General features: G+C 68.8%; 27 protein-coding genes. 12 read left to right on the forward strand and 15 right to left on the reverse strand.

The window, feature by feature from the left end:
- Positions 1-10: 10 nt before the first annotated feature.
- From ABI385_RS04230 to ABI385_RS04250, 5 genes are all read right to left on the reverse strand, one after another.
- On the reverse strand, positions 11-754 hold the full coding sequence (locus ABI385_RS04230) for a sortase domain-bontaining protein (RefSeq protein WP_348102487.1): 744 nt from the start codon (positions 752-754) through the stop codon (positions 11-13).
- 60 nt (positions 755-814) lie between these two features.
- Positions 815-1654 (reverse strand): DUF4397 domain-containing protein, encoded by an 840-nt coding sequence (locus ABI385_RS04235; protein WP_348102488.1) that lies wholly within the window; start codon positions 1652-1654, stop codon positions 815-817.
- Positions 1655-1786: 132 nt separating this feature from the next.
- Entirely contained in the window at positions 1787-2581 is a 795-nt protein-coding gene (locus ABI385_RS04240; RefSeq protein WP_348102489.1) for a response regulator transcription factor, read from the reverse strand.
- Positions 2582-2590: 9 nt separating this feature from the next.
- Positions 2591-3733 (reverse strand): MacS family sensor histidine kinase, encoded by a 1143-nt coding sequence (gene macS / locus ABI385_RS04245; protein ID WP_348102490.1) that lies wholly within the window; start codon positions 3731-3733, stop codon positions 2591-2593.
- Positions 3734-3745: 12 nt separating this feature from the next.
- Positions 3746-4651 carry a lysophospholipid acyltransferase family protein gene (locus tag ABI385_RS04250; RefSeq protein ID WP_348102491.1) on the reverse strand — a complete coding sequence of 302 codons (906 nt, stop codon included), beginning with the start codon at positions 4649-4651 and terminating at the stop codon, positions 3746-3748.
- A 146-nt stretch (positions 4652-4797) separates the two neighbouring features.
- On the opposite strand from ABI385_RS04250, the gene ABI385_RS04255 reads away from it, so the two are divergent.
- Positions 4798-5619, forward strand: a complete 822-nt coding sequence (locus ABI385_RS04255; RefSeq protein WP_348102515.1) for an alpha/beta fold hydrolase — start codon at positions 4798-4800, stop codon at positions 5617-5619.
- An 11-nt stretch (positions 5620-5630) separates the two neighbouring features.
- Positions 5631-6218: a hypothetical protein gene (locus ABI385_RS04260; protein WP_348102492.1), complete on the forward strand. Its 588-nt coding sequence runs from the start codon at positions 5631-5633 to the stop codon at positions 6216-6218.
- Positions 6219-6259: 41 nt separating this feature from the next.
- Here ABI385_RS04260 and ABI385_RS04265 read toward each other — a convergent pair whose 3' ends face one another.
- The 4 genes from ABI385_RS04265 to ABI385_RS04280 all read right to left on the reverse strand — a co-directional run bounded on the left by ABI385_RS04265 (position 6260) and on the right by ABI385_RS04280 (position 9620).
- The gene (locus tag ABI385_RS04265; protein WP_348102493.1) at positions 6260-7246 is read right to left on the reverse strand and encodes an ROK family glucokinase; all 987 of its coding nucleotides are present in this window, start codon (positions 7244-7246) and stop codon (positions 6260-6262) included.
- A complete protein-coding gene (locus ABI385_RS04270) occupies positions 7243-7713 on the reverse strand; it encodes a hypothetical protein (protein ID WP_348102494.1) in 471 nt (156 codons plus the stop codon). The genes ABI385_RS04265 and ABI385_RS04270 overlap by 4 nt, the downstream gene beginning before the upstream one ends.
- A 65-nt stretch (positions 7714-7778) precedes the next feature.
- The gene (locus tag ABI385_RS04275; protein WP_348102495.1) at positions 7779-9170 is read right to left on the reverse strand and encodes an ArsA family ATPase; all 1392 of its coding nucleotides are present in this window, start codon (positions 9168-9170) and stop codon (positions 7779-7781) included.
- Positions 9171-9176: 6 nt separating this feature from the next.
- Positions 9177-9620 (reverse strand): SRPBCC family protein, encoded by a 444-nt coding sequence (locus ABI385_RS04280; protein ID WP_348102496.1) that lies wholly within the window; start codon positions 9618-9620, stop codon positions 9177-9179.
- A gap of 122 nt (positions 9621-9742) precedes the next feature.
- Here ABI385_RS04280 and ABI385_RS04285 point away from each other — a divergent pair, with 122 nt between their 5' ends.
- Complete coding sequence (locus tag ABI385_RS04285) at positions 9743-11545, forward strand: AMP-dependent synthetase/ligase (RefSeq protein ID WP_348102497.1); 1803 nt, start codon at positions 9743-9745, stop codon at positions 11543-11545.
- A gap of 47 nt (positions 11546-11592) precedes the next feature.
- Here the strand turns inward: ABI385_RS04285 and ABI385_RS04290 are convergent, their stop codons facing one another.
- Positions 11593-13017: a hypothetical protein gene (locus ABI385_RS04290; RefSeq protein WP_348102498.1), complete on the reverse strand. Its 1425-nt coding sequence runs from the start codon at positions 13015-13017 to the stop codon at positions 11593-11595.
- A 52-nt stretch (positions 13018-13069) separates the two neighbouring features.
- Positions 13070-13342: a hypothetical protein gene (locus ABI385_RS04295; protein ID WP_348102499.1), complete on the reverse strand. Its 273-nt coding sequence runs from the start codon at positions 13340-13342 to the stop codon at positions 13070-13072.
- A gap of 182 nt (positions 13343-13524) precedes the next feature.
- Between ABI385_RS04295 and ABI385_RS04300 the strand changes: the two genes are divergently transcribed.
- Positions 13525-15273, forward strand: coding sequence for a DEDD exonuclease domain-containing protein (locus ABI385_RS04300; protein ID WP_348102500.1), 1749 nt, complete (start codon positions 13525-13527; stop codon positions 15271-15273).
- Between the two features lie 9 nt (positions 15274-15282).
- The gene (locus ABI385_RS04305; RefSeq protein WP_348102501.1) at positions 15283-15567 is read left to right on the forward strand and encodes an Lrp/AsnC ligand binding domain-containing protein; all 285 of its coding nucleotides are present in this window, start codon (positions 15283-15285) and stop codon (positions 15565-15567) included.
- Positions 15568-15627: 60 nt separating this feature from the next.
- On the opposite strand, the gene trpD is transcribed toward ABI385_RS04305, so the two are convergent.
- Positions 15628-16719 (reverse strand): anthranilate phosphoribosyltransferase, encoded by a 1092-nt coding sequence (trpD, locus tag ABI385_RS04310; protein WP_348102502.1) that lies wholly within the window; start codon positions 16717-16719, stop codon positions 15628-15630.
- 13 nt (positions 16720-16732) lie between these two features.
- Positions 16733-17236 carry a hypothetical protein gene (locus tag ABI385_RS04315; RefSeq protein WP_348102503.1) on the reverse strand — a complete coding sequence of 168 codons (504 nt, stop codon included), beginning with the start codon at positions 17234-17236 and terminating at the stop codon, positions 16733-16735.
- Between the two features lie 164 nt (positions 17237-17400).
- Here ABI385_RS04315 and ABI385_RS04320 point away from each other — a divergent pair, with 164 nt between their 5' ends.
- The 5 genes from ABI385_RS04320 (at position 17401) to ABI385_RS04340 (ending at position 22385) form a co-directional block, all read left to right on the forward strand.
- Positions 17401-18054: a heme-copper oxidase subunit III gene (locus tag ABI385_RS04320; protein ID WP_348102504.1), complete on the forward strand. Its 654-nt coding sequence runs from the start codon at positions 17401-17403 to the stop codon at positions 18052-18054.
- Between the two features lie 58 nt (positions 18055-18112).
- The gene (locus ABI385_RS04325) at positions 18113-18895 is read left to right on the forward strand and encodes a cytochrome c (protein WP_348102505.1); all 783 of its coding nucleotides are present in this window, start codon (positions 18113-18115) and stop codon (positions 18893-18895) included.
- Positions 18896-18966: 71 nt separating this feature from the next.
- A complete protein-coding gene (locus ABI385_RS04330; protein WP_348102506.1) occupies positions 18967-20124 on the forward strand; it encodes a Rieske 2Fe-2S domain-containing protein in 1158 nt (385 codons plus the stop codon).
- A complete protein-coding gene (locus ABI385_RS04335) occupies positions 20108-21901 on the forward strand; it encodes a cytochrome bc complex cytochrome b subunit (RefSeq protein ID WP_407068221.1) in 1794 nt (597 codons plus the stop codon). The genes ABI385_RS04330 and ABI385_RS04335 overlap by 17 nt, the downstream gene beginning before the upstream one ends.
- Positions 21902-22019: 118 nt before the next feature.
- The gene (locus ABI385_RS04340; protein ID WP_348102507.1) at positions 22020-22385 is read left to right on the forward strand and encodes a metallopeptidase family protein; all 366 of its coding nucleotides are present in this window, start codon (positions 22020-22022) and stop codon (positions 22383-22385) included.
- Between the two features lie 56 nt (positions 22386-22441).
- On the opposite strand, the gene ABI385_RS04345 is transcribed toward ABI385_RS04340, so the two are convergent.
- The gene (locus tag ABI385_RS04345) at positions 22442-22843 is read right to left on the reverse strand and encodes a cytochrome c oxidase subunit 4 (RefSeq protein ID WP_348102508.1); all 402 of its coding nucleotides are present in this window, start codon (positions 22841-22843) and stop codon (positions 22442-22444) included.
- Positions 22840-24636: a cytochrome c oxidase subunit I gene (gene ctaD, locus ABI385_RS04350; RefSeq protein ID WP_348102509.1), complete on the reverse strand. Its 1797-nt coding sequence runs from the start codon at positions 24634-24636 to the stop codon at positions 22840-22842. Before ctaD ends, ABI385_RS04345 begins: the two co-directional genes overlap by 4 nt.
- A 235-nt stretch (positions 24637-24871) precedes the next feature.
- On the opposite strand from ctaD, the gene fdxA reads away from it, so the two are divergent.
- Both fdxA and ABI385_RS18435 read left to right on the forward strand, forming a co-directional pair.
- Entirely contained in the window at positions 24872-25216 is a 345-nt protein-coding gene (gene fdxA / locus ABI385_RS04355; protein WP_348102510.1) for a ferredoxin, read from the forward strand.
- A gap of 11 nt (positions 25217-25227) precedes the next feature.
- Positions 25228-25422: ArsR family transcriptional regulator (locus ABI385_RS18435; protein ID WP_407068222.1), on the forward strand; the 195-nt coding region annotated here is incomplete at its 3' end.

The raw sequence follows: 25422 nt of genomic DNA on the forward strand, positions 1-25422 counted from the left end.
AAACAATAGGTCACCCGCCTTGATCCTGGGGGCTTTGCACCCGGTCGGCGACGACCACGAGGTTCTGGGTGTATCCCGAACCCTTGACGTAGTCGCCGGTGCAGGTGACCAGGTGCAGCCGGGGCGGGCCGACCAGCGAGAACAGGCCGTCTGCGTCCAGGGTGACCTTGTCGACCCGCGCGACCTGTGAGACGCGGTAGACGACCTTGGTCACGCCGACCCAGACGTCGATCTCGTCGCCGGCGCGTGCCGAGCCGAGCCGGACGAACGGGCCAATGCCGTGGGTCTTGCTGTCGACGTGCGCGGCGAGCACTGCGGCACCGGAGGGATCCTGCGGTGCGCTGCCCCACTGGTACCACCCGGCCGTCGCGGGGTCGGGCGGAAGCCCCATCTGGCCGTTGGTGTCTACACCGGTGGGCTCCACCGCCATGTCGATGCCGAGCCGGGTCACGACGAGGCGGGTCGGGGCAGGTTGGACGGAGGGTGGGGTGGAAACGGTGGCGGGTGCGGCCGGAAGTGCGGTGACCACCGGTCCGGGCGGGCTCGGGGGCGCTTCGCCCGGACCGGTGGGGCTCGACGTCGCACTCGCGTGCGGTATGCCGGTCGGCGCAGGGGTTGCTGCAATGAGACCGGCCGAGGTGCCGTCGGTGGTCGCCGGCCAGAGTCGAGGCACGAGGAGGAACGCCGTGAGGGCACACCCCACCAGAGTGGCCGCCAGGATGGCGACCACCCTGACCCACCGGGGTGCTCTCACGGCGTTTTGCCTCATGTTGTCGAGGTCAGCTGGCCGGTACCGAGGTGACGGGACCGATCATCAGACCGAGGTGGCGCGGACCTGGGAGCGGCGACGAGTGCTAACAAGCACGAGCCCACCGGCGGCGAGACCGCCGAGCAGGACCAGCGCGATGGCGGGAGCAGACGACCCAGAACCGGCAGCCTGACCACCGTCACCGGCGGGGACGCCACCGGGCGAGGAGTGCATGCCGCTGATGGTCTGCACCGCGAGCTTGAGGTTCTTCGCATCCGCGGAGCCCCACGCATACACGATCGTGTTGGTGCCCTCCTTCAGCGTCAGGTTGGCCGGACCGATGACGACGGTGCTGGTCCCCGCGAGGACCACATCGGCCGAGACGGTGCCAGCGGCGACGACACCGGACTTCTCACCCGGGTTGGTCAGACCGGTGAAGACCGGCGTGCCGCCCGCCCGCACATCGACCGCAGGCGCGGCGGCGGTGTGACGAACGGTCAGGCGAGCCTTGCCGGCCGGGACCATCGAGGTGTCGTTGACGTAGGGCGTCAGTTCGGGCGTGCCGGTCGCGGACAGGTGTGCGACGACAGTGACGTTGACGTTGGGCGGGACGTTGACGCCCTTGGCCTCGATGACTGCGGCGCCCCCAGCACCGGCGCCCACCTTGGTGACCTTGAGGTCATACGAGCCTGAGGGGAGGCTCAGCGGACCGGCCAGCGTGCCAGGGGTGAAGTTGGTCAGCAGTGCCTTGCCGTTGGCATAGACGTCGACGGGGGTGTCGGGGACTGCGTGCAGGATCGAGACCTGGGCGGTCCCGGCGGCCTGGGCGGACGGCGCCGCGACAGCGGCTCCGATGGATGCTGCAGCGGCGAGGGTGAGCGCGCCGAGTGCGGGCATGATGCGCATGTCGTACTCCTTCGATCAGTAGGCGATCTGTGGGAGCTCACGCGGCATTGAGCCCCGTCCGATGGGACGACGCGTCCCCCACACACTCTCTATTCCGCGCGAGACCGGTGTGGGGATGCACCTGCATGCCGGTCAGTCCCGGTGCAGACCTTTGGAGATCGCGTAGCGCACCAGCTCGACCCGGTTGTGCATCTGCAGCTTGCCGAGGGTGTTCTGGACGTGGTTCTGCACGGTGCGGTGAGAGATGAACAGCGCGGAGGCGATGTCCTTGTAGCTCATCCCGGTCGCGACGAGCTTGAGAACCTCGGTCTCTCGGTCGGTCAGCTGGGGCGTCTGCGAGGTAGCGGTGGCCGCGTTCTGCATCCGCCGGAACTCGCCCAGCACCAGCCCGGCGAGCCCGGGAGTGAAGACCGCCCGGCCGCGTGCCGTGCGGCGTACCGCCTCCAGGAAATCCTCCCGCGCGGCGGACTTCACGAGATATCCCGAGGCACCCGCCTTGACGGCGTCGAGCACGTCCTGACGCTCGCCGCTGACCGACAGGATAAGAATCTTCGTCGGAATCTCCTCAGCGGCGAGCTGGGCGCAGACCTCGACGCCGTGGACGCCAGGCAGGTTGAGGTCGAGCACCAGGACGTCTGGGGTGGTCGCCTTAACCCGGCGGATCGCCGACGGTCCGTCGGCGGCGGTCCCGACGACCACGAAGCCCGCGTCGAGCAGGTCGCGCGCCACCGCGTCGCGCCACATCGGGTGATCGTCGGCCACGACGACCGTGATCTGCGAGTCGGCGAGGGCACCGTCCTCGGTGTCATCGGCGTCCTCGGTGTCATCGGCGTCGAACGACTCGTCCGCATCGATGCCGCTGGTGCCGCTGGTGCCGCTGACTGCGTCCGAACGCGGACTCTCTCCCGGTCTGCTTGACCTGCTCATCGTCCGAGCTCACCCACTCTGCTTAGGAATCCACATCTCGACCGTGGTTCCCCCGCCTGGTCCGTAAAGGTACCGGGCCGAACCCCCGAGCTCCTCGAGGCGGCCCCGGATGGACGATGACACGCCGAGCCTCCCCCGCTCCGATGCCTCGGTGATCCGGTCCTCGGACACGCCGACGCCGTTGTCGCGGACCGTGACCACGATGTCCTCGCCCGCGTCGTCGATGAGGACCCAGGCGTGCGCGTCGGGACCGGCGTGTCGTCGGACGTTGTCGAGCGCTGCCTCCACGGCGGCCACCATCTCGGCCGCCGGGCGACGAGGCAGCAGCACGGGTTCGGCCGGGGCAATCAGGTCGGCGGTACCGGCCGCGGCTTGGTGCAGGTTCTGTCGCAGGTCGACCGGTCCGCCGACCGTTGCCTCGAGCTCGTCGATCGGCACCCCGCTGACCAGCTCCCGCAACCGCTGCTCCTGCTCTCCTGCCATCTCGCCGAGCCGGGCCGCCTCCCCGCCCGCGTCCACACCGCGCCGGTGAATGAACGCGAGTGCCTGCAGCACCCCGTCGTGGACCGTGCGCGCCAGCCGGTCGCGTTCCGCGTCCTCGGCCTTGCGTTCGAGCGCCTGGCGCAGCTCCTCCTGCTCTTCTCGCGCACGATCGGCACAGAAGCCCACCACGCCGCCGAGGAGCATGACCAAAAGTCCGTTGCTCACCGCAGCGAGCGCAATGGCCTGGGTTCCGACGACCATGGCGACGGCGATCACCGCACCGGCGAGAGTGCCTTCGCGCCAGCCTCGCAGCACCGCGATCGACGCCACCGGCACCGCCTGCCAGATGCTCGGCAGGGTTGTCATGCCAAGGATCGCCGCATCGGGTGAGTCGACCCAACGGGTCGCGATGACGGCGGCCGCAGCCAGCCCCAGCTCGGTCAGCTGCCAGGCGAGCTGCCGACGGCCCCAGACACCCTGGGCCGCCGTCCAGGCGGCCAGGACCACGAAGACTGCCACCGCCGCCCCGGGCCGCTGCATCTGACCCGCGCGGGTCCAGGCCGACCACGCGGCATACACGAGAGCAAGCGGGCGGAACACCTCGATCGCCCGCCAGAGGGCGGACACCACGAGGGAGTCGTCGCGGCTGGCGACGGTGCGCTGGAGCATGGAGTATGCCGGTCAGCTCGCGGCACGCTCGTCGCCGACACCGGAGACGTCGGCGATGTCGGGGTCGCCGGCGCGGCCGATGGGCACGTCGTCGACGGGTGAGCTCCGAGCCGTCATGGTGGCCGCCTCGGCGCTGGCGGAGGCACCGCCCTCGGCGGCGTCGAGCGCCTCCTCGAGCTCCTTCGCCGCGCTTCCCGGCTTGGCTGCCTCCTGCAGCTCGCGCGCCTTGTTGCGCGCTGCGGTGAGCAGCCGGCTCTTCATCGAGGTGGCGTACTCGTCGACGTACTCCTGGTCGGACAGGAGCATCAGCTCATACATGATCTCGTCGGTGATCGAGCGCAGGACGAACCGGTCGTCCTCCATACCCTCGTACCTCGAGAAGCTCAGCGGGCGCCCGATCCGGATGCCGATCCGCATGATCTTCGGCAGCTTCTTGCCGGTCGGCTGCGCCTTGTCGGTGCCGATCATCGCGACCGGCAGCACCGGCACGCCGGCCTCGAGCGCCATCCTGGCCACCCCCGTGCGGCCCCGGTAGAGGCGGCCATCGGGTGAGCGGGTGCCCTCGGGGTAGATCCCGAGGAGCTCGCCGCGTCGCAGGACCCGCAAACCGGAGTTGAGGGCGGCCTCTCCCGCCTTGCCGCCGGAGCGGTCGACGGGCAGCTGGCCGACCCCGCGGAAGAACATGGCGGTAGCCCGGCCCTTGATCCCGCGACCAGTGAAGTAGTCGGACTTGGCGAGGACCGTCATCCGCCGCGGCAGCATCAGCGGCAGGAAGATCGAGTCGGAGAACGAGAGATGGTTGCTGGCGAAGATCGCCGCCCCCTCCTCGGGGATGTGCTCCTCGCCCTCGACCCACGGCCGGAACAGGAGCTTGAGCAGAGGGCCGAGAACGACCGTCTTGAGCACCCAGTAGAACACCGCCCGACCCGTCCTCTCCTGCAGAGATCCCGCTCGGTCGCACCGCCATCGACCCGCCGCACTTTACGGCACTACCCGCAGGATGGACCGGCATGGGACCATTTCGCTCAGACCCCACCGATTACGCGACGAAGGGAACGGTGCAGATGCCCACGCCGGTCATGCCCGGGGCCGAGCCCTACGCCAGTGACGGCTCCGGCGAGCACGCCGCCACCGGCGTACTCGTCCTGCACGGTTACACCGGGACCGTCCAGGGGGTGCGGCACTGGGCCGAGCACCTCGCCGGTCAGGGGTATGCCGTCAGCGCGCCGCTGCTGCCGGGGCACGGCACGACGTGGCAGGACCTCAACACCACCCGCTGGCCTCAGTGGTACGCCGCGGTGGAGGACGCGTTCACCGAGCTGCGGTCCCGCACGACGCGGGTGGTCGTGGCCGGTCTGTCCATGGGCGGTCTGCTGGCGACCAAGCTCGCCATCGAGCAGGGCCCGAGGGTTGCGGGGCTGATCCTGGTCAACCCCATCTACCTGCACGACAACCGGATGCTGGTCGCGCTGCCGGTGCTGCAGCGCCTCGTCCCGTCGTTCCCGGGGATCGCCAACGACATCAAGAAGCAGGGCGGCGAGCAGGAGCTCGGTTACGACCGCAACCCGCTGCGGTCGATGCACTCCCAGACCCAGCTGTGGCAGGAGGTGCGACGTGACCTCGGGGAGGTGACCCAGCCGGTGCTGTTGCTGCACTCGAGGGTGGACAACGTCGTGCCACTGGTCAGCTCGGCATACCTCATGGAGCACGCCGGCAGCTCCGATGTCACGGAGATCTGGCTCGAGAACTCGTTCCACGTAGCGACGCTCGACAACGACGCCGACGTGATCCACGATGAGTCCGTACGGTTCATCGAGCGTCTCGACCTGCCGACCCCGGAAACCACCGAACCCACCAGCTCCCACGACATCCACGACACCGAGTGAGACCCTGAGCCATGGCCGAGAGAGACGTCGAAGAGCAGTGGGCCGCAATCGTGGCTCACTGGGACGATGTCGCGCTCGGGCTGGACCCATACGGTGACCCCACCCGGGACATCGAGGACGCTGCGGACGCTGCGGACGCTGCGGACGCTGCGGACGCCAAGGGCTATGGGGACGCTGATGGCGTCGGCGGACACCGCGCGGTCGACGGCGTCAACCCGGTGATCCCCGGACCTCGGACCGAGCCGGTCATCGTGCCGAGCGAGGTGGTGGAACCCAGCAACCTCATCGACGCGCTCGACCACCTCGACGCGATGGACGACCCCGACACCGTCCGGCCGGACGGCAGCCTGACCGAGGACGCGCACTACGTCCCGCCGCCACCGGCGCCGCTCCCCCCGTCGGAGGACAAGCACTTCTGGACGATGATCGCCGCCCTGGTCACCGGTCCGCTGCTGTTCCTCTACCTCCTGCTGTTCAACCGGGACGGCAACGGCTGGTGGATGATGTTCGCCCTGCTCGTCTCGATCGCGGGGTTCGTCCTGCTGGTCCTGAGGCAGCCGTTGGACCGCGACGAGGACGACGACGGCATCCGCCTCTGATCCCGGTCGGCCCGACCCGTCTCCCAGACCACGGATGAGGGTCAGCCGGACGAGCCGAGGTCGATCCGAGCCAGGTCGGCTGCTCCGATCAGGCCGGCCTCGTTGCCGAGCTCGGCAACGACGATGTCCGCCTCCGGCCGGTAGCCACGGCCGGGAAGCTGCCGCCGGAACGTCTCCCGAGCCGGGTCCAGCAACAGGTCGCCCGCCGCGCTCACGCCGCCACCCACAACGAACGTCCCGGGGTCGAACGCCGCTGCCAGGTTGGCGATCCCGACGCCCAGCCAGCCGCCGATCTCGGCGAGCAGCTCGATCGCCGTCTGGTCCCCCGCCTGCGCCGCCGATGTGATCAGCGGTCCGGTCAGGGCCCCCGCGTCGCCGCCGACATGCACGAGCAGGTCGCTCGCCATCGGCGAGCGCGCCAGGATCAGCCCCCGGGCCTCGCGCACGAGAGCGTTGCCACTGGCGTACTGCTCCCAGCAGCCACGGTTGCCGCACTCGCACCGCAGCCCGTTCGGGACCACCTGCATGTGCCCGAACTCGCCGGCGATCCCGAACCGACCGCGCTGTACCTTCCCGTGGATGACGAAGCCGCCGCCGATCCCGGTGCCGAGGTTGACGATCACGAGGTGCGACTCGCCCCGACCGGCACCGAACCGCCACTCCGCCCAGGCGGCCGCGTTCGCGTCGTTGTCCACGAAGATCGGCACGGCCACCCGCCGGCTGAGAGCGTCTCGCAACGGCTCGTGACGCCAGGACAGGTGCGGTGCGAACACCACCGTCGCGCGGTCTGCTCCGACGAACCCGGCCGCCCCGATCCCGACCGCCACGACCTGCTGGGTCCCGCCGGCCGGCACCGCGGACATCAGCTCGCCCACGACCTCGACGATGGTGTTCTCGACGACGTCCGGCGACATCGACCGGTGAGGGGTGTCGCGACGGGCCCGTTCGAGGACCCGGCCGGCGTGGTCGACGACACCGCCGGCCACCTTGGTGCCACCGATGTCGATGCCGATGGCCAACGCACTCACGGTGCCTCCTCGTCCCACGACCCCAGGTCCTCGGCCTCGCCTACAGGGATGTCCTCCACGGTCGTCCGTGGCGGTTGTGGCGGTGGCGCCGACCCGCGGGTGTCGTCCCAGCGGGCGGCGGCCGCGTCGCGCAGTGCCTCGGTCACCGCACCGGCAAGCTCGGCGAGCCGGTCGAGGGTCTCGGGCCGCACCGCCCTGACCACCTTGAGCAGCTGGCATACGGGGCAGAGGTGGCACACGTCGGCCGGCGACCCCGTGGACGAACCTGCCCCGGTATGCGTCGCCTCACCCCGGTGCCCGCACGTGGGACACGGCTCGAGGGGTTCGGCGGCTTCAGGTTCGGGATCCGGTGCGGCTTGGGGCTCGGGATCCGGTGCGGCTTCGGGCTCGGCTTCGGGAGCCGGCTCAGTCAGCGCAACCGTGGTCGCGCACAACGCGTCGAGCAGCCGGGCGGTCTCCTGCGCCACCGACCCCACCTGTCCCCTCGGCCCCCTCTGTCCCCTCTGTCCCCTCGTGCTCTTGCCGGAGTCACTCACCGCGCCACCTCCTGCGTGACGGCATCACTCGGCTCGTCGGGTTCGTGGTCGGGCCCGTCCCGGCCGTCGACCGACGGGGTACGCCACTGGTCCGGGTCCGGTTGGAAGGCCACCCGGAGTGTGCCATCACGAACGCCGGCGCCCCGCACGACACAGCGTTGCAGCGCCGACGGGAGGCTGAGCACCCGGCGGTGGTCCCCGACGGCGACGAGCAGCTCGGTGCCGCGCCGTTTGAGGTCGACCTCGGACGCGGTGACCAGAGGGAGCGGCAGGCGGAGCTCGTAGCCGCGGGTCGTGCGGCTCACGGTCAACCCCGGCCGGCGTACCGCTTCGAGCAGCTGGTCCGGACCGAGGGTGTCGATCCCGGAGGTCTGGTCGGCGAGCGCCGCCAGGGCGTCGGGGCCGATGGGCTCGTGGGCGAGATAGGGGGCGGTCGCGATCGGGACGCCACCGAACGAGCGCTCGACCTCGGCGAGGCCGGCCGCCTGCGCCGTGTTCCAGGCCCGCTGCCATGAGTCCGCCTGGTCAGCCTGGTCAGCCTGGTCACCCGCGTCAGCCTCGTCAGCTTTGTGATTGCCCACGGGGATCAGCCGGTTGACGACGACGCCGTCGACGACGAACCCGTAGAGGCTCAGCGAGGTCCACATCCGCCGGGCCTCGGCGATGACGACTCGCTCCGGCGTGAGGACGAGCCGGACGGACGACCGGTCCGTGGTCAGCAGGGTGTGGACGTCGCGCATCTGGCGGTACCACCCCCTGACGGTCGCGGCGACCTCCGGGCTGGGCAGAGGTACGCCCGCCGCCGCCGCGGCGGCCGGACGCAGGCTTCGCAACAAGCCACGCTGACCGGGGAGCAGCCGCTCGAGGTGCCAGGCCAGGGCCTCCGGGAGCGCGAGCAGCCGCAGCGTCTCGGCGGTGGGGGCGCAGTCGACGACGACCAGGTCCCACTGGCCGGACTGGGCGCGAGCCCGCAGCTCCAACAGCGCGGCGACCTCCTCCGCTCCCGGGAGAGAGGTGAGCTCCTCTGCGACGACGGTGTCGATACCCAGCGTGCCGAGCAGCTGGAGCAGGTAGTCCTGGACCACCCGCCACGACCGGTCGACCGTGTGCGGCGCGCTGACCTGCAGCGCGTGCAGTCCAGGTTCGACGCATACCGGATCGGGTGCTCCGACCTGACCGTCACCGTCACCGTGTCTGTGGCTGTGGCTGTGGCTGTGGCTGTGGTCGACCGCACGCAGGTCACGGTCGAGCGCGTCGCCGAGCGAGTGCGCCGCGTCCGTCGACAGGACCAGGGTGCGGACTCCCGACCGCGCGGCCCGGACGGCTGTCGCGGCAGCGGTCGTGGTCTTCCCGACGCCACCCTTGCCCGTGAACAGGACGATGCGCACCGAGGGTCAGCTCTCGACGCGCTTCTTCAGCTCCTTGAGCGCCGTGTCGACGATGACCTTCTCCGCCTTGCGCTTGAGCATGCCGAGCATGGGGATGGTGAGGTCGACGGCAAGTCGGTAGGTGACCGTGGTGCCGTCGCCCGTCGAGCCGAGGGTGTAGGACCCGTTCATCGCCTTGAGGACGGTGGCCTTGACGAGCGACCAGGACACGACGCCGGTGCCGTCGTCGGCGAGGTCCCACTCGTAGTCGAGCACGTAGGTGTCCTTGATGACACCGGCGTCGAGGGTGAACTGGACCTGGTCGGGCCAGCCGTCCCCCTCCTCGGACAGCACCGTCACCGCCTTGACCTCACCCGCCCACTTCGGGTAGTCCGAGAAGTCGGCGATGACGTCGAGAACGGCCCCGGGGGCCGCGGCGATGGAGATGGAGCTCTCGGTGCGGTCGGCCATGCGCGGAAGGTTACAACCTGGGCGCACACCACCCGTTCGTTCACCGGTATCCTGCCGTCCACTGTCTCGCTCGAGAACGTCGGGCGGGCCGCACAGCACCTCGCAGGGACCAGGAGAACGTCGTGCAGGACAACGTCGTCGCACCACTGATCGCCCCGACCACGCAGGGCAACCTCGCGCAGACCGTGGTGGTCAACGCTCGCGAGGTCCCCGACAAGGTCGTCTTCGCCAAACGCGACGGGGCTGGCTGGCTCGACGTCACGGCCGCCGAGTTCGCCTCGGAGGTCGATGTGCTCGCCAAAGGCCTGATAGCGGCCGGCGTGGGCGTCGGCGACCGGGTGGCGTTGATGTCGCGGACCCGCTACGAGTGGACCCTTGTCGACTACGCGATCTGGACCGCGGGCGCCGTGACCGTGCCGATCTACGAGACCTCGTCCGCGGACCAGGTCGCCTGGATCCTCGAGGACTCCGGGGCCGTCGCGGTGGTGGTGGAGACCGGGTCGCACGCAACGACGGTCGCCAAGGTCCGCGACCGTCTGCCGAGTTTGAGCGACGTCTGGCAGATCGACTCGGGTGCGCTCGACGAGCTGGGCCGCGCCGGCGCCGAGGTCGCCGACGACGACCTCGAACAGCGCCGTTCCAGCACCGACCGCACCTCGCTGGCCACGGTGATCTACACGTCGGGCACGACTGGTCGACCCAAGGGCTGCCGCCTCACCCACGGCAACTTCAAGGACCTCGCCGAGAACACCGCTGAGAGCCTCGGCAGCGTCGTCCGCGCACCCGACGCGGCGACCTTGCTGTTCCTCCCCCTTGCGCACGTCTTCGCGCGGTTCATCGAGGTGCTCTGCGTGGAGTCCGCGGCGCGGATGGGCCACTCGAGCGACATCAAGTCGTTGCTGGACGACTTCGCCAGCTTCAAGCCGACCTTCATCCTCGCCGTCCCCCGGGTCTTCGAGAAGATCTACAACTCGTCCGAGCAGAAGGCTGCGAGCGATGGCAAGGGCAGGGTTTTCGCGATGGCCGCGGACACCGCGATCGGCTGGAGCGAGGCCCAGGACACCGGCGGGCCCGGGTTCGCCTTGCGGGCCAAGCATGCCGTCTTCGACCGACTCGTCTACGGCAAGCTCCGCGCGGCGATGGGCGGACATGTCCGGTATGCCGTTTCGGGGGGTGCGCCGCTCGGCACCCGCTTGGGGCACTTCTACCGCGGCATCGGGGTGATCGTCCTCGAGGGTTACGGGCTGACCGAGACCACGGCCCCGGCCACCGTGAACGTGCCCGACATGGTCAAGATCGGCACGGTCGGCACCCCCCTGCCGGGCGTGGGCATCCGGATCGCCGAGGACGGCGAGATCCTCATCAAGGGCGTCAACGTCTTCGTCGGCTACCACAACAACGACGACGCCTCGGCCGACGCGATCACCGACGGCTGGTTCCGCACGGGCGACATCGGTGAGCTCGACGATGACGGCTACCTCAAGATCACCGGACGCAAGAAGGAGATCCTGGTGACGGCGGGTGGCAAGAACGTCGCGCCAGCGGTGCTCGAGGACCGGTTGCGGGCGCACCCGCTCGTGTCGCAGTGCATCGTGGTCGGTGACCAGAAGCCCTTCATCGCCGCTTTGGTCACCCTCGACCCCGACATGTTGCCGACCTGGGCGAAGATCAACGGTCTCGAGGGCCTGAGCCCGGACGCCGCCCGGACCAACGAGGTGGTCCTGGCCGAGCTGCAGAAGGCGGTCGACGACGCCAACACGGCGGTCAGCAAAGCAGAGTCGATTCGCAAGTTCGCGGTGCTGCCCAGTGACTTCACCGAAGAGAACGGTTATCTCACGCCGTCGCTGAAGCTCAAGCGCAACGTCGTCATGAAGGACTTCGCCGACGACGTCGAGGCGCTCTACGCCACGGCAGCTGCTCGCTAGCTCGAGACGGGTCAGCTGGTTCCGGAAAGGCGCGGCGGTGGCCGGGCTCAGCGCGCGAGCCGTCCGAGGTAGGCCAGCCAGTCGGCTACCGCGGCGTCCTGGCTGGTGCCGAGGACCGCGGTGAACGCCGCCCTGGCGAGGTCGTCTGGTGCGCCCCTGACCGAAGGGTCGGGCTCCGGGCCGCCGGCCACGAAACGGTAGAACGCGAGCACCGCGGCCGGACCGTGGGTCTGCGCGATCCGGGTCACCGCCAGCCACGCGGCGTTGTAGACGGGCGAGATCTCGCCCGTCGTTGGGTCGAAGTCGGAGGCGCTCGGGAGGCCTGTCGGACCCGTGCCCTTGCGGACCCGGTCCAGCAGGTCGGCCGCCACCGTCGCCGTTCCCAGACCCGACCCGGTGAACCCGACGTAGTCGGCGAAGCCCTCCGACAACCAGGTCGGCACCGGCCGGGTCGTGGTGGCCCGGACCGTGACGTGGGTCAGCTCGTGCGTGACGATGACTTGGCGTCCGGTCGCGGTCAGCGCCGCGAAGGTCACCGGGTTCAGGTAGACCCGGTCACCGGTAGCCGGAGCTCCCGGCGCCAACGGTCCGTCGGTCACGGCCGCCACCTGGTCGAGACCGGCGGCGGACGTGCGGCCGAGCAGGCGTCGCAGCTCGTCGGTGGTGTGCGGCGCGACCAGCACGGCCGGGACTGCACTCCCCCACACCCCGGCGATGCGCGCCCGACCGGTGTCGGCCAGGGCGAGGTATGCCTGCAGCACCGAGGCGGGCTGGTCACCGACCACCAGCGACGTCGCGGAGGCAGCCACGGTCATACCGGGCAGGTCCCAGGGCTGAGCAGCCGCCTGGTCGGCCGCCACCCCGGTGAACCGCCAGCCCAGTGGACCCTTGGCCACGGCGTAGGCCACCTCGAAGGTCCGGTCGCCGCGGTCGTAGCCCGTGAAGCGGTAGCCGATGTGGAAGCGGGCGACCGACCCTTGGACGCCGCCCACGTCGCCCGGACCGACCGAGACACCACCCATCGTCAACGAGCCCAACGGCAGCTGGGACATTCGGTCGAACGTGTCGCCCTGGTCGCGACCGAAGGGGTCTTGAGAGTCGGCTACCGTCGACAGCCAGGCGGTGCGGTCCTTGGCGATGAGGGCAGCGAGGCGCCGGTTCGCGAGGTCCGTGACCACCGTGACCTCCTCGCCGTTAGCGTCGGATGCGGCCAGGGAGTCGGTCGAGCCGGGCGAACGCGCGACGCCGTTAGCGTCGGTACTGCCGGTACTGCCGGTACTGCCGGTACTGCCCGCAGCACTGTCGGAACCAGCCGTTGCCTCGGGCGTCAGGACGGAGCTCGAACCCGGCACGTTCGAGCCGCTACCGATCGAGGCGGAACCGATCGAGCGGGCGTCCCCTGAGACGCCACACCCCGCGAGCACCGCGGCAGCAAGGCAGGCAGCAGCCGCGATCCGTGCCCCCTGTCTCACCTCCCGATGGTAAGCGGCGTCGCTGGGCGTCGGTGCGGGTTTCGCTGGTGCCTCAGCCGACCGCCCGCACCCCTGTCCATGGCTCGCACCGGGCAACCGCACCCAGCGCACCCAGCCCATGGTCGCCGGCCACGAGACCGAGCGCCACCAGCCGGGCCACGGTTCGTCGTTCGGCCAGGTCGAGCTCCAGCTCGCCGTCACCGAGCGGGAGCGTCACCGGCATACCCCGCAGGGCCGTGACCAGGCAGTCGTCGCACCGGAGGTCGCGGACCGGGCAGCTGTCGCAGTCGACGGTCATCGGTGGGTGGGAAGGGCTGAGTCGCATGTCGCCTCCTGGAGCGTATGTGAGCACGTCTGTTGACTGGTGACGACGCTATGACCGACCACCGACAGCCCTCTCGGGAGAGCTTGCGGCCGCCCGGACAGCGGCAAGCGTGCGCAGCCACTCACCCGACGGGCGGCCGCGCCTCCCCGGCCCTGTCGGAGGTCGCGGTTAGCGTCGATGACGTGCCAGCCGTGCAGGGGACCCTCGACGACCTGGGGACCGCCCTGTCCCAGGTGACGTTCGTCGTGGTCGACCTCGAGACGACCGGCGGCAGCGCGACGGCGTCGGCGATCACGGAGGTCGGGGCCGTCAAGGTGCGCGGCGGGGAGGTGCTCGGAGAGTTCCAGACGCTGGTGCGGCCCGACGAGCCGATCCCCGCGTTCATCCAGGTGCTGACCGGCATCACCGACGCCATGGTGGCTCGGGCGCCGCGGATCGAGTCGGTCCTGCCGGCGTTCCTAGAGTTCGCCCACGACGCCGTCCTCGTCGCGCACAACGCCGGCTTCGACATCTCGTTCCTCAAGGCGGCGGCCCGGGCGACCGGGCACGACTGGCCGGGGTTCCGGGTGATCGACACCGTGCACCTGGCGCGACAGCTGGTGAGCCGCGACGAGTCGCGCAACCACAAGCTGTCCTCGCTTGCCGTGCTGTTCAACGCGACGACGGTGCCGGACCACCGGGCGCTGCACGACGCCAAGGCCACGGTGGACGTGCTGCACGGCTTGCTCGAGCGGGTCGGCAACCTCGGCGTGCACACCCTCGAGGAGCTGTCCAGCTACACCTCCCGAGTCACCCCGGCCCAGCGTCGCAAGCGGTTCCTGGCCGAGCACCTGCCCGCCGCCCCAGGCGTCTACATCTTCAAGGACGAGCGCGGACGACCCCTCTACGTGGGCACGTCCCGCAACATCCGCAGCCGGGCGCAGTCCTACTTCACCGCCTCGGAGCAGCGCACCCGGATGGCCGAGATGGTGGGACTCGCGACGAGCATCCAGCCCATCGTCTGTCAGACGACCCTCGAGGCCCAGGTGCGTGAGCTGCGCCTGATCGCTCAGCACAAGCCGCGCTACAACCGGCGCTCCACCCGGCCGGAGAAGGTCCTGTGGGTCAAGCTCACCCAGGAGGCGTTCCCGCGGCTGTCGATCGTCCGGGTGGTGCGCGACGACGGTGCCCGCTACCTCGGGCCGTTCCGGTCTCGCAAGGGTGCGGAGGCGGCTGTGGCGGCCGTCCACGAGGTCGTACCACTGCGGCAGTGCACCGCGCGGCTGTCGACCCGAGGGAGTGGGAGCGAGTGCGTCCTCGCCGAGATGGGCCGTTGCGGAGCACCGTGTTCGGGCCGTCAGTCCTCGCAGCAGTACGCCCTCGTGGTCGCCCAGGCGGTCGACGCGCTCAGTGGGGACGCTCGACCGATGACCGCCGCGCTGCACTCCCGGATGACCGTCCTCGCGCAGCAGCAGCGGTTCGAGGACGCCGGCACGGTGCGCGACCGGATGCTCCACCTGGTGCGCGCCGCCGCCCGGACGCAGCGGATCGGACCGCTTGCCGCGAGTCCTCAGCTGGTTGCCGCTCGGCGCGCCGACCGCGGCGGCTGGGAGCTCGTCTGCGTGCGCTACGGCCGGCTCGCCGGGACCAGCGTCAGCCCCACAGGGGCTGACCCGATGGTCTACGTCCAGTCGCTCTGCGCCACCGCCGAGGCTGTTCAGCCCAACGCCCACCCCGCACCGGCGGCCACCCCGGAGGAGACCGAGATCATCCTTCGCTGGCTCGAGTCTCCGGGGGTGCGCATCGTCGAGCTCGAAGGCCTGTGGTCGTGCCCCGTGGGTGGAGCGGGCGGCGTGCGCGCCCTCCTCGACGACGGGCGCCCGTCCGGGGTGGCGTCGTTCGACCGCGACGTCGAGGCGAGCGCCGTGCCGAGGGTGCTCGCTGTCGGTTAGATTCGGCGGGTGATCACCGCCATCGTCATGGTCAGCTGCGACGTCGACCGCATCCCCGAGGTGGGGCAGGGCATCGCCGACCTCGACGGGGTGACCGAGGTCTACTCCGTGACCGGTGACGCCGACCTCATCGCCATGGTCCGGGTGCGGGACCACGACCACCTGGCCGACGTCATCGCCGACCGCCTCAACAAGGTCGAGGGCGTGGTCGGCACGTCGACGCACATCGCCTTCCGGACCTACTCCAAGCAGGACATCGAGGCGGCGTTCTCCATCGGTCTGGACGGCGACTGAGCACCGACACGACTGAGCACCGGCACGACTGAGCACTGACTGACTGTGATGGGCGCTCGGTCAGCGCGCCCGGGTGGCGGCGACCCAACGGTCGACGAGCTCGGTCGCAGCACCGGCGTCGATCGTCGCGGCCGCCCGGTCGACTCCCGACCGCACCGCGGCCAGCCACGGTGCATCGGGGGCCGAGGGGTCCGAGGGCTCCGAGGGGTCCACGGGGTCCACGTCCTGCGTCAAGGCCAGCGCCAGGCCGGCGTTGAGCAGGACCGCCTCGCGCACCGCACCACCCTCTCCGGCGAAGACCGAGCGCACAACCGCTGCGTTGTGAGCCGGGTCGCCGCCGCGCAGCTCCTCGGTGGCATACCGGTGAAGTCCCACGTCGGTCGGGTCGATCGTTCGCGCGACGACCCGTCCGGCCCGGACCCACCACACGCTCGACGTCGTCGCGAGGGTCAGCTCGTCGAGCCCGTCGTCGCCGCGGAACACGGCCGCATCGCGGCCCCGGCTCGCGAACACCCCGGCCAGCAGCGGCGCCATCCGCGCGTCGGCGACCCCCACGGCCGCATACGTGGGTTGGGCCGGGTTGGTCAGCGGCCCGAGGAAGTTGAACGCTGTCGGTACGCCGAGCTCGCGCCGAGCCGTCGCGGCATGCCGGAACGACGGATGGAACAGCTGGGCGAAGCAGAACGTGATCCCCGCCTCCGTCGCCACGGCGGCGACCCGGTCGGTCGAGAGAGTCAGGTCGATCCCAAGCGCCTCGAGGACGTCGGCCGATCCGGACGCCGACGAGGCGGCCCGGTTGCCATGCTTGACGACCATGACCCCGGCGGCCGCACACACCATCGCGGCCATCGTGGAGATGTTGACCGTATGCGCGCGGTCACCGCCGGTTCCGACGATGTCCAGGCTCGGACCGGTCACGTCGATGCGGGTGGCGTGCGCCAGCATCTCGTCGGCCAGCCCACGCATCTCCTCTACCGACTCGCCCTTGGCGCGCAACGCCATGAGGAAGCCTGCCACCTGGGCGGGAGTGGCCTCCCCCTCCATGATCTGGCCCATCGCCCAGCCAGCGTGTCGCGCGTCGAGGTCATGACCCGACAACAGCGCGGTCAGGACGTCGGGCCAGCTCGGTGCGATCCTCGACGCTGCGCTCACCACGGACGCGTGCTCAGGACGTCGAGCCCCGGCGTCCGAGGTCCGCGACCGCGCCGGCGAGGGCGATCGGGTCGATCGGGTGCGGGACGGCGAGGTCGGCCTGGGACCACGCCGCGAGCCAGCCGTCCTGCGGGCGCCCGGTGAGCACGAGGATCGGAGGGCAGTCGAACAGCTCGTTCTTCAGCTGTTTGGACAGGCCGAGGCCGCCGATCGGGGATGACTCCCCGTCGAGGATCAGCACGTCGAAGCCGCCGCCATCCGCCGCCGCGACCGTTGCCGCCGGCGTCGCGCACTCGAGCCACGAGGAGACCTCGACGTCACGCGCGGGGCGGCGACCCACCCCCAGGCGAACGGCATCACGAGTGGCACTGTCGTCGCTGTAGAGCAGCACCCGGATCGAGGTGACCTTGGGGGTCTCGGCCCCAGCCGTCCCGGCGCCGCCAGGCAGAACGCTGCGCGCCGGCGAACCAGCGGACCCGGTCGAGGTGACACCGGGGCCGGGAGGGGTTGCGGTCATACCGGGGATGGTAGCGAAAGGCCTGCGCCGCGTGAGGCCCACCATGTTGCCGGCACGTCGCCAGCACGTGGCTGCCACGGTGGGGACACTGTGGTGACAGGACGGACCCTGTCGGAGAATCCGACCGGGGGGTCGCGTGCGCCTCATACGGAGTTGACCCCATAATGAGAAGTGTGGCGACCGCATCGGCAACAACGCGCACATTAGGCCCGGCGCACGGACCGGCGACGCGACCCAACATGGTGTCGGTGGGCACGATCGTCTGGCTCGGCAGCGAGCTGATGTTCTTCGCCGGACTGTTTGCCATGTACTTCCAGATCCGCTCGCTCTCTCCGGAGCTCTGGGCCGAGCAGACGGCCAAGCTCAACGTGCCGTTCGCGGCGCTCAACGCGTTCGTCCTGTTGGTGTCGTCCGTCTGGTGTCAGCTAGGAGTCTTCAAGGCCGAGGCGGGCAAGCCCAAACGCAGCGGCCGGCTCTGGCAGTTCAAGGAATGGGGCATGCGCGAGTGGTACGTCGTCACGTATCTCTTCGGCGCGTTCTTCATCGGCGGTCAGGTCTTCGAGTACGCCGAGCTCACGAGCGAGAACGTCACGTTGTCCTCGGACCGCTACGGCTCGGTGTTCTTCATGACCACGGGGTTCCACGGCATGCACGTCACCGGTGGCCTGATCGCGTTCCTGCTGATCATCGGTAGGACGTTCACGACGCGCAACTACAGCCACGCGCAGGCGATCGGCGCCGTCGTCACGTCCTACTACTGGCACTTCGTCGATGTCGTGTGGATCGCGCTCTTCTCCACCATCTACCTGCTCAAGTGACCTGAGCGACTCCATTGCCTCACGTGACCGCCCTTCCCCGGACGACAGGACTCCCGCGTTGAACGCCTTGGCCGCACGCCGACGTCACCCAGCCGCGATCGCGATCCTGCTGCTGCTCGGGCTCGTCGTGGTGGGTGGGGCCTATTCGCTGTTCGCCCCCAAAACGGCCGTGGCCGCCGGGGTGACCACCGACGTGGTCGCCGACGGTCGCGCACTCTTCCTGGCCAACTGCGCCACCTGCCATGGGCTGAACGCCCAGGGGACCGCCGCCGGGCCCACCCTCGTCGGTGTCGGCGCCGCATCCGTCAACTTCCAGGTGGGCACCGGCCGGATGCCGCTCGCCGGCCCGGCGGTGCAGGCTCAGCGTGGAGACGTCAAGTTCACCGACGAGCAGATCGCGGCCATGGCCGCCTACGTCGCGACCCTCGGCCCCGGCCCCGGCATCCCCTCCGACGCGGACCTGTCCACCGCAGGGGCGGATGTCGCAACCGGCGGCCAGCTGTTCCGAGTCAACTGTGCCATGTGCCACAACTTCGCCGGCTCCGGTGGAGCGCTGTCCCGAGGCAAGTACGCCCCGACGCTCAAGGGGGTCGAGGCCCGCGACGTCTACGAGGCGATGCTCACCGGCCCTCAGTCGATGCCGGTCTTCAACGACCAGAACATCTCCCCGGACAACAAGCGCAACATCATCGCGTTCCTCGACGAGACCTACAACAAGCCCAACCAGGGCGGGATGAACCTCGGCAACCTCGGCCCGGTGTCCGAAGGTATGTTCATCTGGATCTTCGGCCTCGGCATCATGATCGCCTGCGCCGTCTGGCTGGGCTCGAAAGCCGCCTGACGCGACGGGATGCGTCTCCCCCGAATATTTGTTCTAATCGTTGAGAACGAACCGACAGGATCGACGAAGGCATGAGCAACCAGGGCATCTCCACCGGACCCGACACCTCGGACCCGGACGCTGACGGGCGCGGTGGCGTCGGGACCGATGTCGTCCGTCGCGACGGGCGTGACAACGCCCCCGCCCACCTGCCCTCACTCTTTCCGAACCCCGGGCTGCCGGAGCATGTCCACCGGATGGCTGACGACGAACCGAAGGCGGCTCGCCGGGCCGAGCGTCAGGTGGTCGCCCTGTTCGGTCTGTCCATGCTGGCCACGGTGGTGTTCATCGTCGGGTACTTCGCCATCGACTACACCGCCGACGTGTTCATCCCCGGCGTCGGCAGCACCAACCTGCTGCACGTGGTCCTCGGGGTCTCGATGGCGATCTCGCTGCTCGGGATCGGTTTCGGCGCAGTCCACTGGGCCAAGACGCTGATGCCGGACCAGGAGGTCGTCGAGGAACGGCACCTGCAGCGGTCCTCCGACGCGACCCGCGCCAAGGCCGCCGGGCTCATCGTCGGTGGCGGTGAGTCCACCCAGCTCAACCGGCGGCCGATGATCAAGTACGCGTTGGGTGGGTCGCTTGGGCTGTTCGCGCTTCCGTTCGTCCTCCAGGTCGCGGGGTCGCTTGGTGACCCGACGAAGGCGTCGAGTGGGCTGGCCGAGACCATCTGGGATATCGCGCCGAAGGCGGACGGCAGCCCTGGCAACCCGATCCGGCTGACCCGCGACCCAGAGCTGACGCCGATCAAGGCGAGCGACGTCACGATCGGCTCGGTGTTCCACGTGATGCCCGAGACACTCAAGGACTCCACGCATGTTCTCGAGGACAAGGCCAAGGCTGCCGTCCTGCTGATGCGCCTGGCCCCGGACCAGTTCTCTGGCAGCGAGGCCGGCCAGAAGGCCCTCTCCTGGGGATACCAAGGGATCGTCGCGTACTCCAAGATCTGCACCCACGTCGGCTGCGCGGTCGGCCTCTACGAGCAGGGGACCCACCATCTGCTGTGCCCCTGTCACCAGTCCACCTTCGACGTCACCAACGACTGCGAAGTCATCTTCGGCCCGGCCAAGCGACCGCTACCGCAGCTGAAGATCACCGTCGACGACGCGGGATATCTCGTCGCCACTCAAGGGTTCCGAGAGCCCGTGGGCCCGAGTTACTGGGAGCGCAATGGCTACGTTCACTGACCCGAGAAGCCCGTCGGCTCTCCGCGAGCACGACGAGCAGGTCGAGCCTCCCTCGGGTGAGGGTATGAAGGTCGCCGGGGGTGTCGCCGGCTGGCTAGACGACCGCACCGGTGGCGCCGGCTTCATGGCGTTCATCCTCAAGAAGGTCTTCCCGGACCACTGGACGTTCATGCTCGGCGAGATCGCCCTGTACTCCATGATCATCTGCCTGCTGTCCGGCGTGTTCCTCACGTTCTGGTTCGTCCCAAGCGCTGGTCAGATCGTCTACGACGGCTCCTACCTGCCGCTGCAGGGCATCACCGTCTCCGAGGCATTCAACTCCACGGTCGCCATCTCGTTCGACATCCGGGGAGGGCTACTGATCCGCCAGATCCACCACTGGGCCGCGCTGCTGTTCATCGTGGCAATCACGGTGCACATGTTCCGGGTGTTCTTCACCGGCGCATTCCGCAAGCCGCGCGAGATCAACTGGGTGATCGGCTCGATCCTGTCGATGCTCGCTCTGATCGAGGGCTTCGCCGGTTACTCTCTGCCCGACGACCTGCTCTCCGGCACTGGTCTACGGGCGGCCGAGGGCTTCATGCGCTCGATCCCGGTCATCGGGTCGTACGTCTCCTACATGGTCTTCGACGGACCGTTCCCGGGCGAGGCGGTCATCCCCCGCCTGTACTCCCTACACGTGCTCCTGATCCCGGCGATCCTGGTGGGGTTGTTCACCGCGCACATTGTGCTCGTCTTCGTGCACAAGCACACCCAGTACCCCGGGCCCGGGCGGACGAACTCCAACGTTGTCGGCTACCCGCTGATGCCGGTCTACATCGCCAAGGCCGGCGGGTTCTTCTTCCTCGTCTTCGGAGTCACCGCGCTCATCTCGGCGCTCGTGACGATCAACCCGATCTGGGCCTATGGTCCCTACGACCCCAGTCCGATTACGGCAGGCTCGCAACCCGACTGGTACATGGGTTTCGCTGACGGAGCACTACGCCTGCTGCCGGGGTTCCTGGAGTTCGTCGCGTTCGGCCGTACCTGGAGCTTCAACGTCTTTATCGGGGCAATCCTGCTGATCCCGGCCCTCTACACCATCTCTGGGGCATATCCGTTCCTGGAAGCCTGGGTCACCGGAGACAAGCGCGAGCACCACCTGCTCGACCGTCCCCGCAACGCTCCGGTTCGCACCGGCCTTGGCATGATGGCGATCTCGTTCTACCTGATCCTCTTCTTCGCCAGCGGCAACGACATCATGGCCATAAAGCTGCACCTGTCGATCAACGACCTCACGAGGCTGTTCCAGATCGGCATCTTCGTGGTCCCGCCGTTGACCTTCTGGGTCACGAAGCGGATATGTCTGAGTCTGCAACGCCACGACCGCGACAAAGTCCTACACGGGCGCGAGAGCGGCAGCGTCATCCGCACAGCCGAGGGACGCTTCTTCGAGCGGCACGAGCCGCTCGACGAGTTCGAACGCTGGAACCTGGTCCAGCATGGGTCCGAGAGCCCGCTCGAGCTCGGATCGGGCGTGGACGAGAACGGCGTGGCCGCCAAACACGCCCGCGCCACCAAGATCAGGGCGCGCCTGTCTCACTTCTACTTCAAGGACCGCGTCGACCCGGTCACTCCGGCCGAGCTGGCTGCGGCTCACGCGCACGGTGAGCACGAGGCGATCGCCGCGTCGGCCGAGACCACCGGGTCCCTGGAAGGACCGCCTCAGACCCAGGGCCTGGCCCTGCCCGCCTCGGAGCGCGAGTCGGTCAAGAGAGCCCCGGAGAAGGACCTCTAAGCCGGCCAGAGCCACGTTCACGCAGGGCCGAGCAGCGCCGTCGCGCGTACGGACACCGTCCACCTCTTAGAGGTAGGCGGTGTCCGTACGCGTTGAACAGCCGTGGCACGCTTGGCCGATGGCTCAAGACGGCATCACCATGACGGCAGACGAGTTCGAGGTGGCCGTCGGGGATGCTCTCGACCTGATCCCGCACGAGCTGGCGAAACTGATGAGCAACGTCGCCGTCCTGGTCGCGGACGAGTCGCCCGAGGGCGAGCCCGAGCTGTTGGGCCTGTACGAAGGGACGCCACTCACCGAGCGGGACGGGTGGTGGGACGCCGGGTCACTTCCCGACCGGATCACGATCTTCCAGGGTCCGCTGACCCGTTTCGCTCGCGACCGCGAGCAGCTGTTGGACGAGATCGCTGTCACGGTAGTCCACGAGGTCGCCCACCATTTCGGGATCAGCGACGAGCGACTGCACTCCCTCGGGTGGGGCTGAGCCCCACGCCGACACCTGCGCCCTACCGGCACTACTGTCGGTATGCACGGTGGGGGTCAGTTGGCGTACTCACCCCTGTAGTGCTCGAAGGTCCACCCGATGATCGCGAAGATCGCAAAGAACGCCCCGATGATGAACAGCCACCATCCGATCGCCAAGCCGGCGAACATGGTGGCCGCAGTCAGTCCGAGCCAGAGCGGCCACCAGGAGTACGGGGTGAAGAACCCGTAGTCACCCTCCTGCTCGGAGATCAAGGCGTTGGGGTTGTCCTCCGGGCGGTTGTCGAACTGACGGCCCGTCACCGTGAGGTAGAAGGTGATGAGCCCGCAGAGGGCGGCGGTGAGGAACAGCGCGAACGTCCCGACCATCTCGGTCCAATGCGTCCAGAAGCCGTAGATCAGGCCGACCGGCAAGAAGAAGAGTCCGATGACGAGGAACATCCGGGACTCGACTTTCATCGGGTCGCCGTCCCGTGGCCGGGACCGTCGGAACCGCCGGACTCGCCTGCCTGGTGGCCGGCCATCTCACCGAGATCGGGCGGACCAAAAGCCTTGGTCAACCCGTTGGCCTCGGGCGCTCGTACGGTGGATGGAGCGACCTCGGGATGGTGCAGGTCGAACGCGGGGCGTTCGGATCGGATCCGGGGAAGGCTGTCGAAGTTGTGCCGCGGCGGCGGGCAGGACGTGGCCCACTCCAGCGAGCCACCGTAGCCCCACGGGTCGTCGGTCTCGACCATTGGCGCGTAGCGCCAGGTCTTCCACACGTTGTAGAGAAACGGCAGGGTCGAGGCGCCAAGCAGGAACGCGCCGGCGGTGGAGATGATGTTGGCGGTCTGGAAGCCCTCCTCCGGCAGATAGTCGGCGTAGCGGCGGGCCATGCCCTCGATGCCGAGTAGGTGCTGGATGAGGAACGTGGTGTGGAAGCCGACGAACAGCATCCAGAAGTGGATCTTGCCCAGTTTCTCGTCGAGCATCCGGCCGGTGAACTTCGGCCACCAGAAATAGAAACCGGAGAACATCGCGAACACGACGGTGCCGAATACCGTGTAGTGGAAGTGGGCGACGATGAAGTACGAGTCGGTCAGGTGGAAGTCGAGAGCCGGGCTGGACAGGATGACCCCGGTCAGTCCGCCGAAGAGGAACGTCACGATGAACCCGATGGCCCAGATCAACGAGGCAGAGAACGTGATGGACCCGCCCCACATCGTTCCGATCCAGTTGAAGAACTTCACCCCCGTCGGGATCGCGATCAACATCGTCATGATCGCAAAGAACGGCAGCAGCACCTGCCCGGTGCCGTACATGTGGTGGGCCCAGACCGCGGACGACAGCGCGGCGATGGCGATGAGCGCGAACACCATCGTCTTGTATCCGAAGAGCGGCTTGCGCGAGAAGACCGGGAGCACCTCGCTGATGATCCCGAAGAACGGCAACGCGATGATGTAGACCTCTGGGTGTCCGAAGAACCAGAACATGTGTTGCCAGAGCATCACCCCCCCGGACTCGGGGTCGAAGATGTGTGCCCCGAACCTCCGGTCCGCACCGAGCGCGAAGAGCGCCGCAGCCAGCACCGGGAACGCGATCAACACCAGGATCGAGGTGACCAGGATCGTCCAGGTGAACATCGGCATCCGGAACATCGTCATACCGGGAGCCCGCATGCAGATGATCGTGGTGATGAAGTTGACGGCACCGAGAATGGTCCCGAAGCCGGCCAGGGCCAGACCGAAGACCCACAGGTCGCCGCCTAGGCCCGGGCTGTAGGAGTTGTCCGACAGCGGTGCGTAGGCGAACCAGCCGAACGCTGCTGCGCCCTGTGGAGTGAGGAACCCGGCGCCGGCGATGAGCCCGCCGAAGGCATACAGCCAGTACGCGAACATGTTCAGCCTTGGGAAGGCCACGTCCGGGGCGCCGATCTGGATCGGCATGATCGCGTTGGCGAACCCGGCGAACAACGGTGTCGCGAAGAGCAGCAACATGATCGTGCCGTGCATCGTGAACAGCTGGTTGTACTGCTCGGGGTTCTCGACCACCTGCAACCCAGGCGCCGCGAGCTCGGTGCGGATGAGCATCGCCATGATCCCGCCGAGCAGGAACCAGACGAACGAGGTGATGAAGTAGAGGTTGCCGATCACCTTGTGGTCGGTCGTGGTCACCCACTTGACGAACGTCTGACCGGCAAGCCGGCGAGGAGGTGCGGGGCTCGGCTCGACGAGCCCGGGTCGGGCGTGAACACGCTCGGTGGTGGTCATCGCGTGCCGCCGTCGGCACGTCTGCGTGCCCGCATGACTGGTACCTCATCCTCTGGGGACGGACGTGGCGCTTCCCTTTTACCCACACGACTGTACCGTTAATGCGCTGTCAGTCAAGAGAGTTGACGAGTCAACACGGTTGAAGAGACAAGGATGCGGTCCTTGGCGCTGGTGACATCAAGCGTTAATGTGATGTCTGTACTTTAATTTCGACGGAGACCCCGAGGAGTCGTTCGTGACGTACGTGATCGCGCAGCCCTGCATCGACATCGTGGACCGCGCCTGTGTCGATGAGTGCCCGGTCGACTGCATCTACGAGGGCAAGCGCGCGCTCTACATCCATCCGGATGAGTGCGTCGACTGCGGCGCCTGCGAGCCGGTGTGTCCGGTGGAGGCGATCTACTACGAGGACGACGTGCCGCAGCAGTGGGAACCCTTTACCACCGACAACGTTGAGTTCTTCACCGAGGTGCTTCCCGGTACGGATGCGCCGCTCGGCTCCCCGGGTGGGGCCGGGAAACTGGGCCGGTTGGGAGTGGACACACCGCTGGTGGCCGGTTGGCCGGCGGCGGAGTCGTGAGCCCGCGCCCCGTGCGCGGGTCGGGTGGCGTCCACACCGCGTTGGCGTCATCGACCCGCCGTCGGCTCCTGGAACTGCTGCGGGGCGCGGACACCGCCCGCGACGTCCATGAACTGGGTGAAGCGGTGGGGTTGCATCCCTCGACCGTGCGGTTCCTCCTCGAGACCCTGCGCCAGGCCGGCTTGGTGGCCCGCCGGGAACAGCGG

This window comes from Lapillicoccus sp., from assembly GCF_039935575.1.
GTDB lineage: Bacteria > Actinomycetota > Actinomycetes > Actinomycetales > Dermatophilaceae > Lapillicoccus.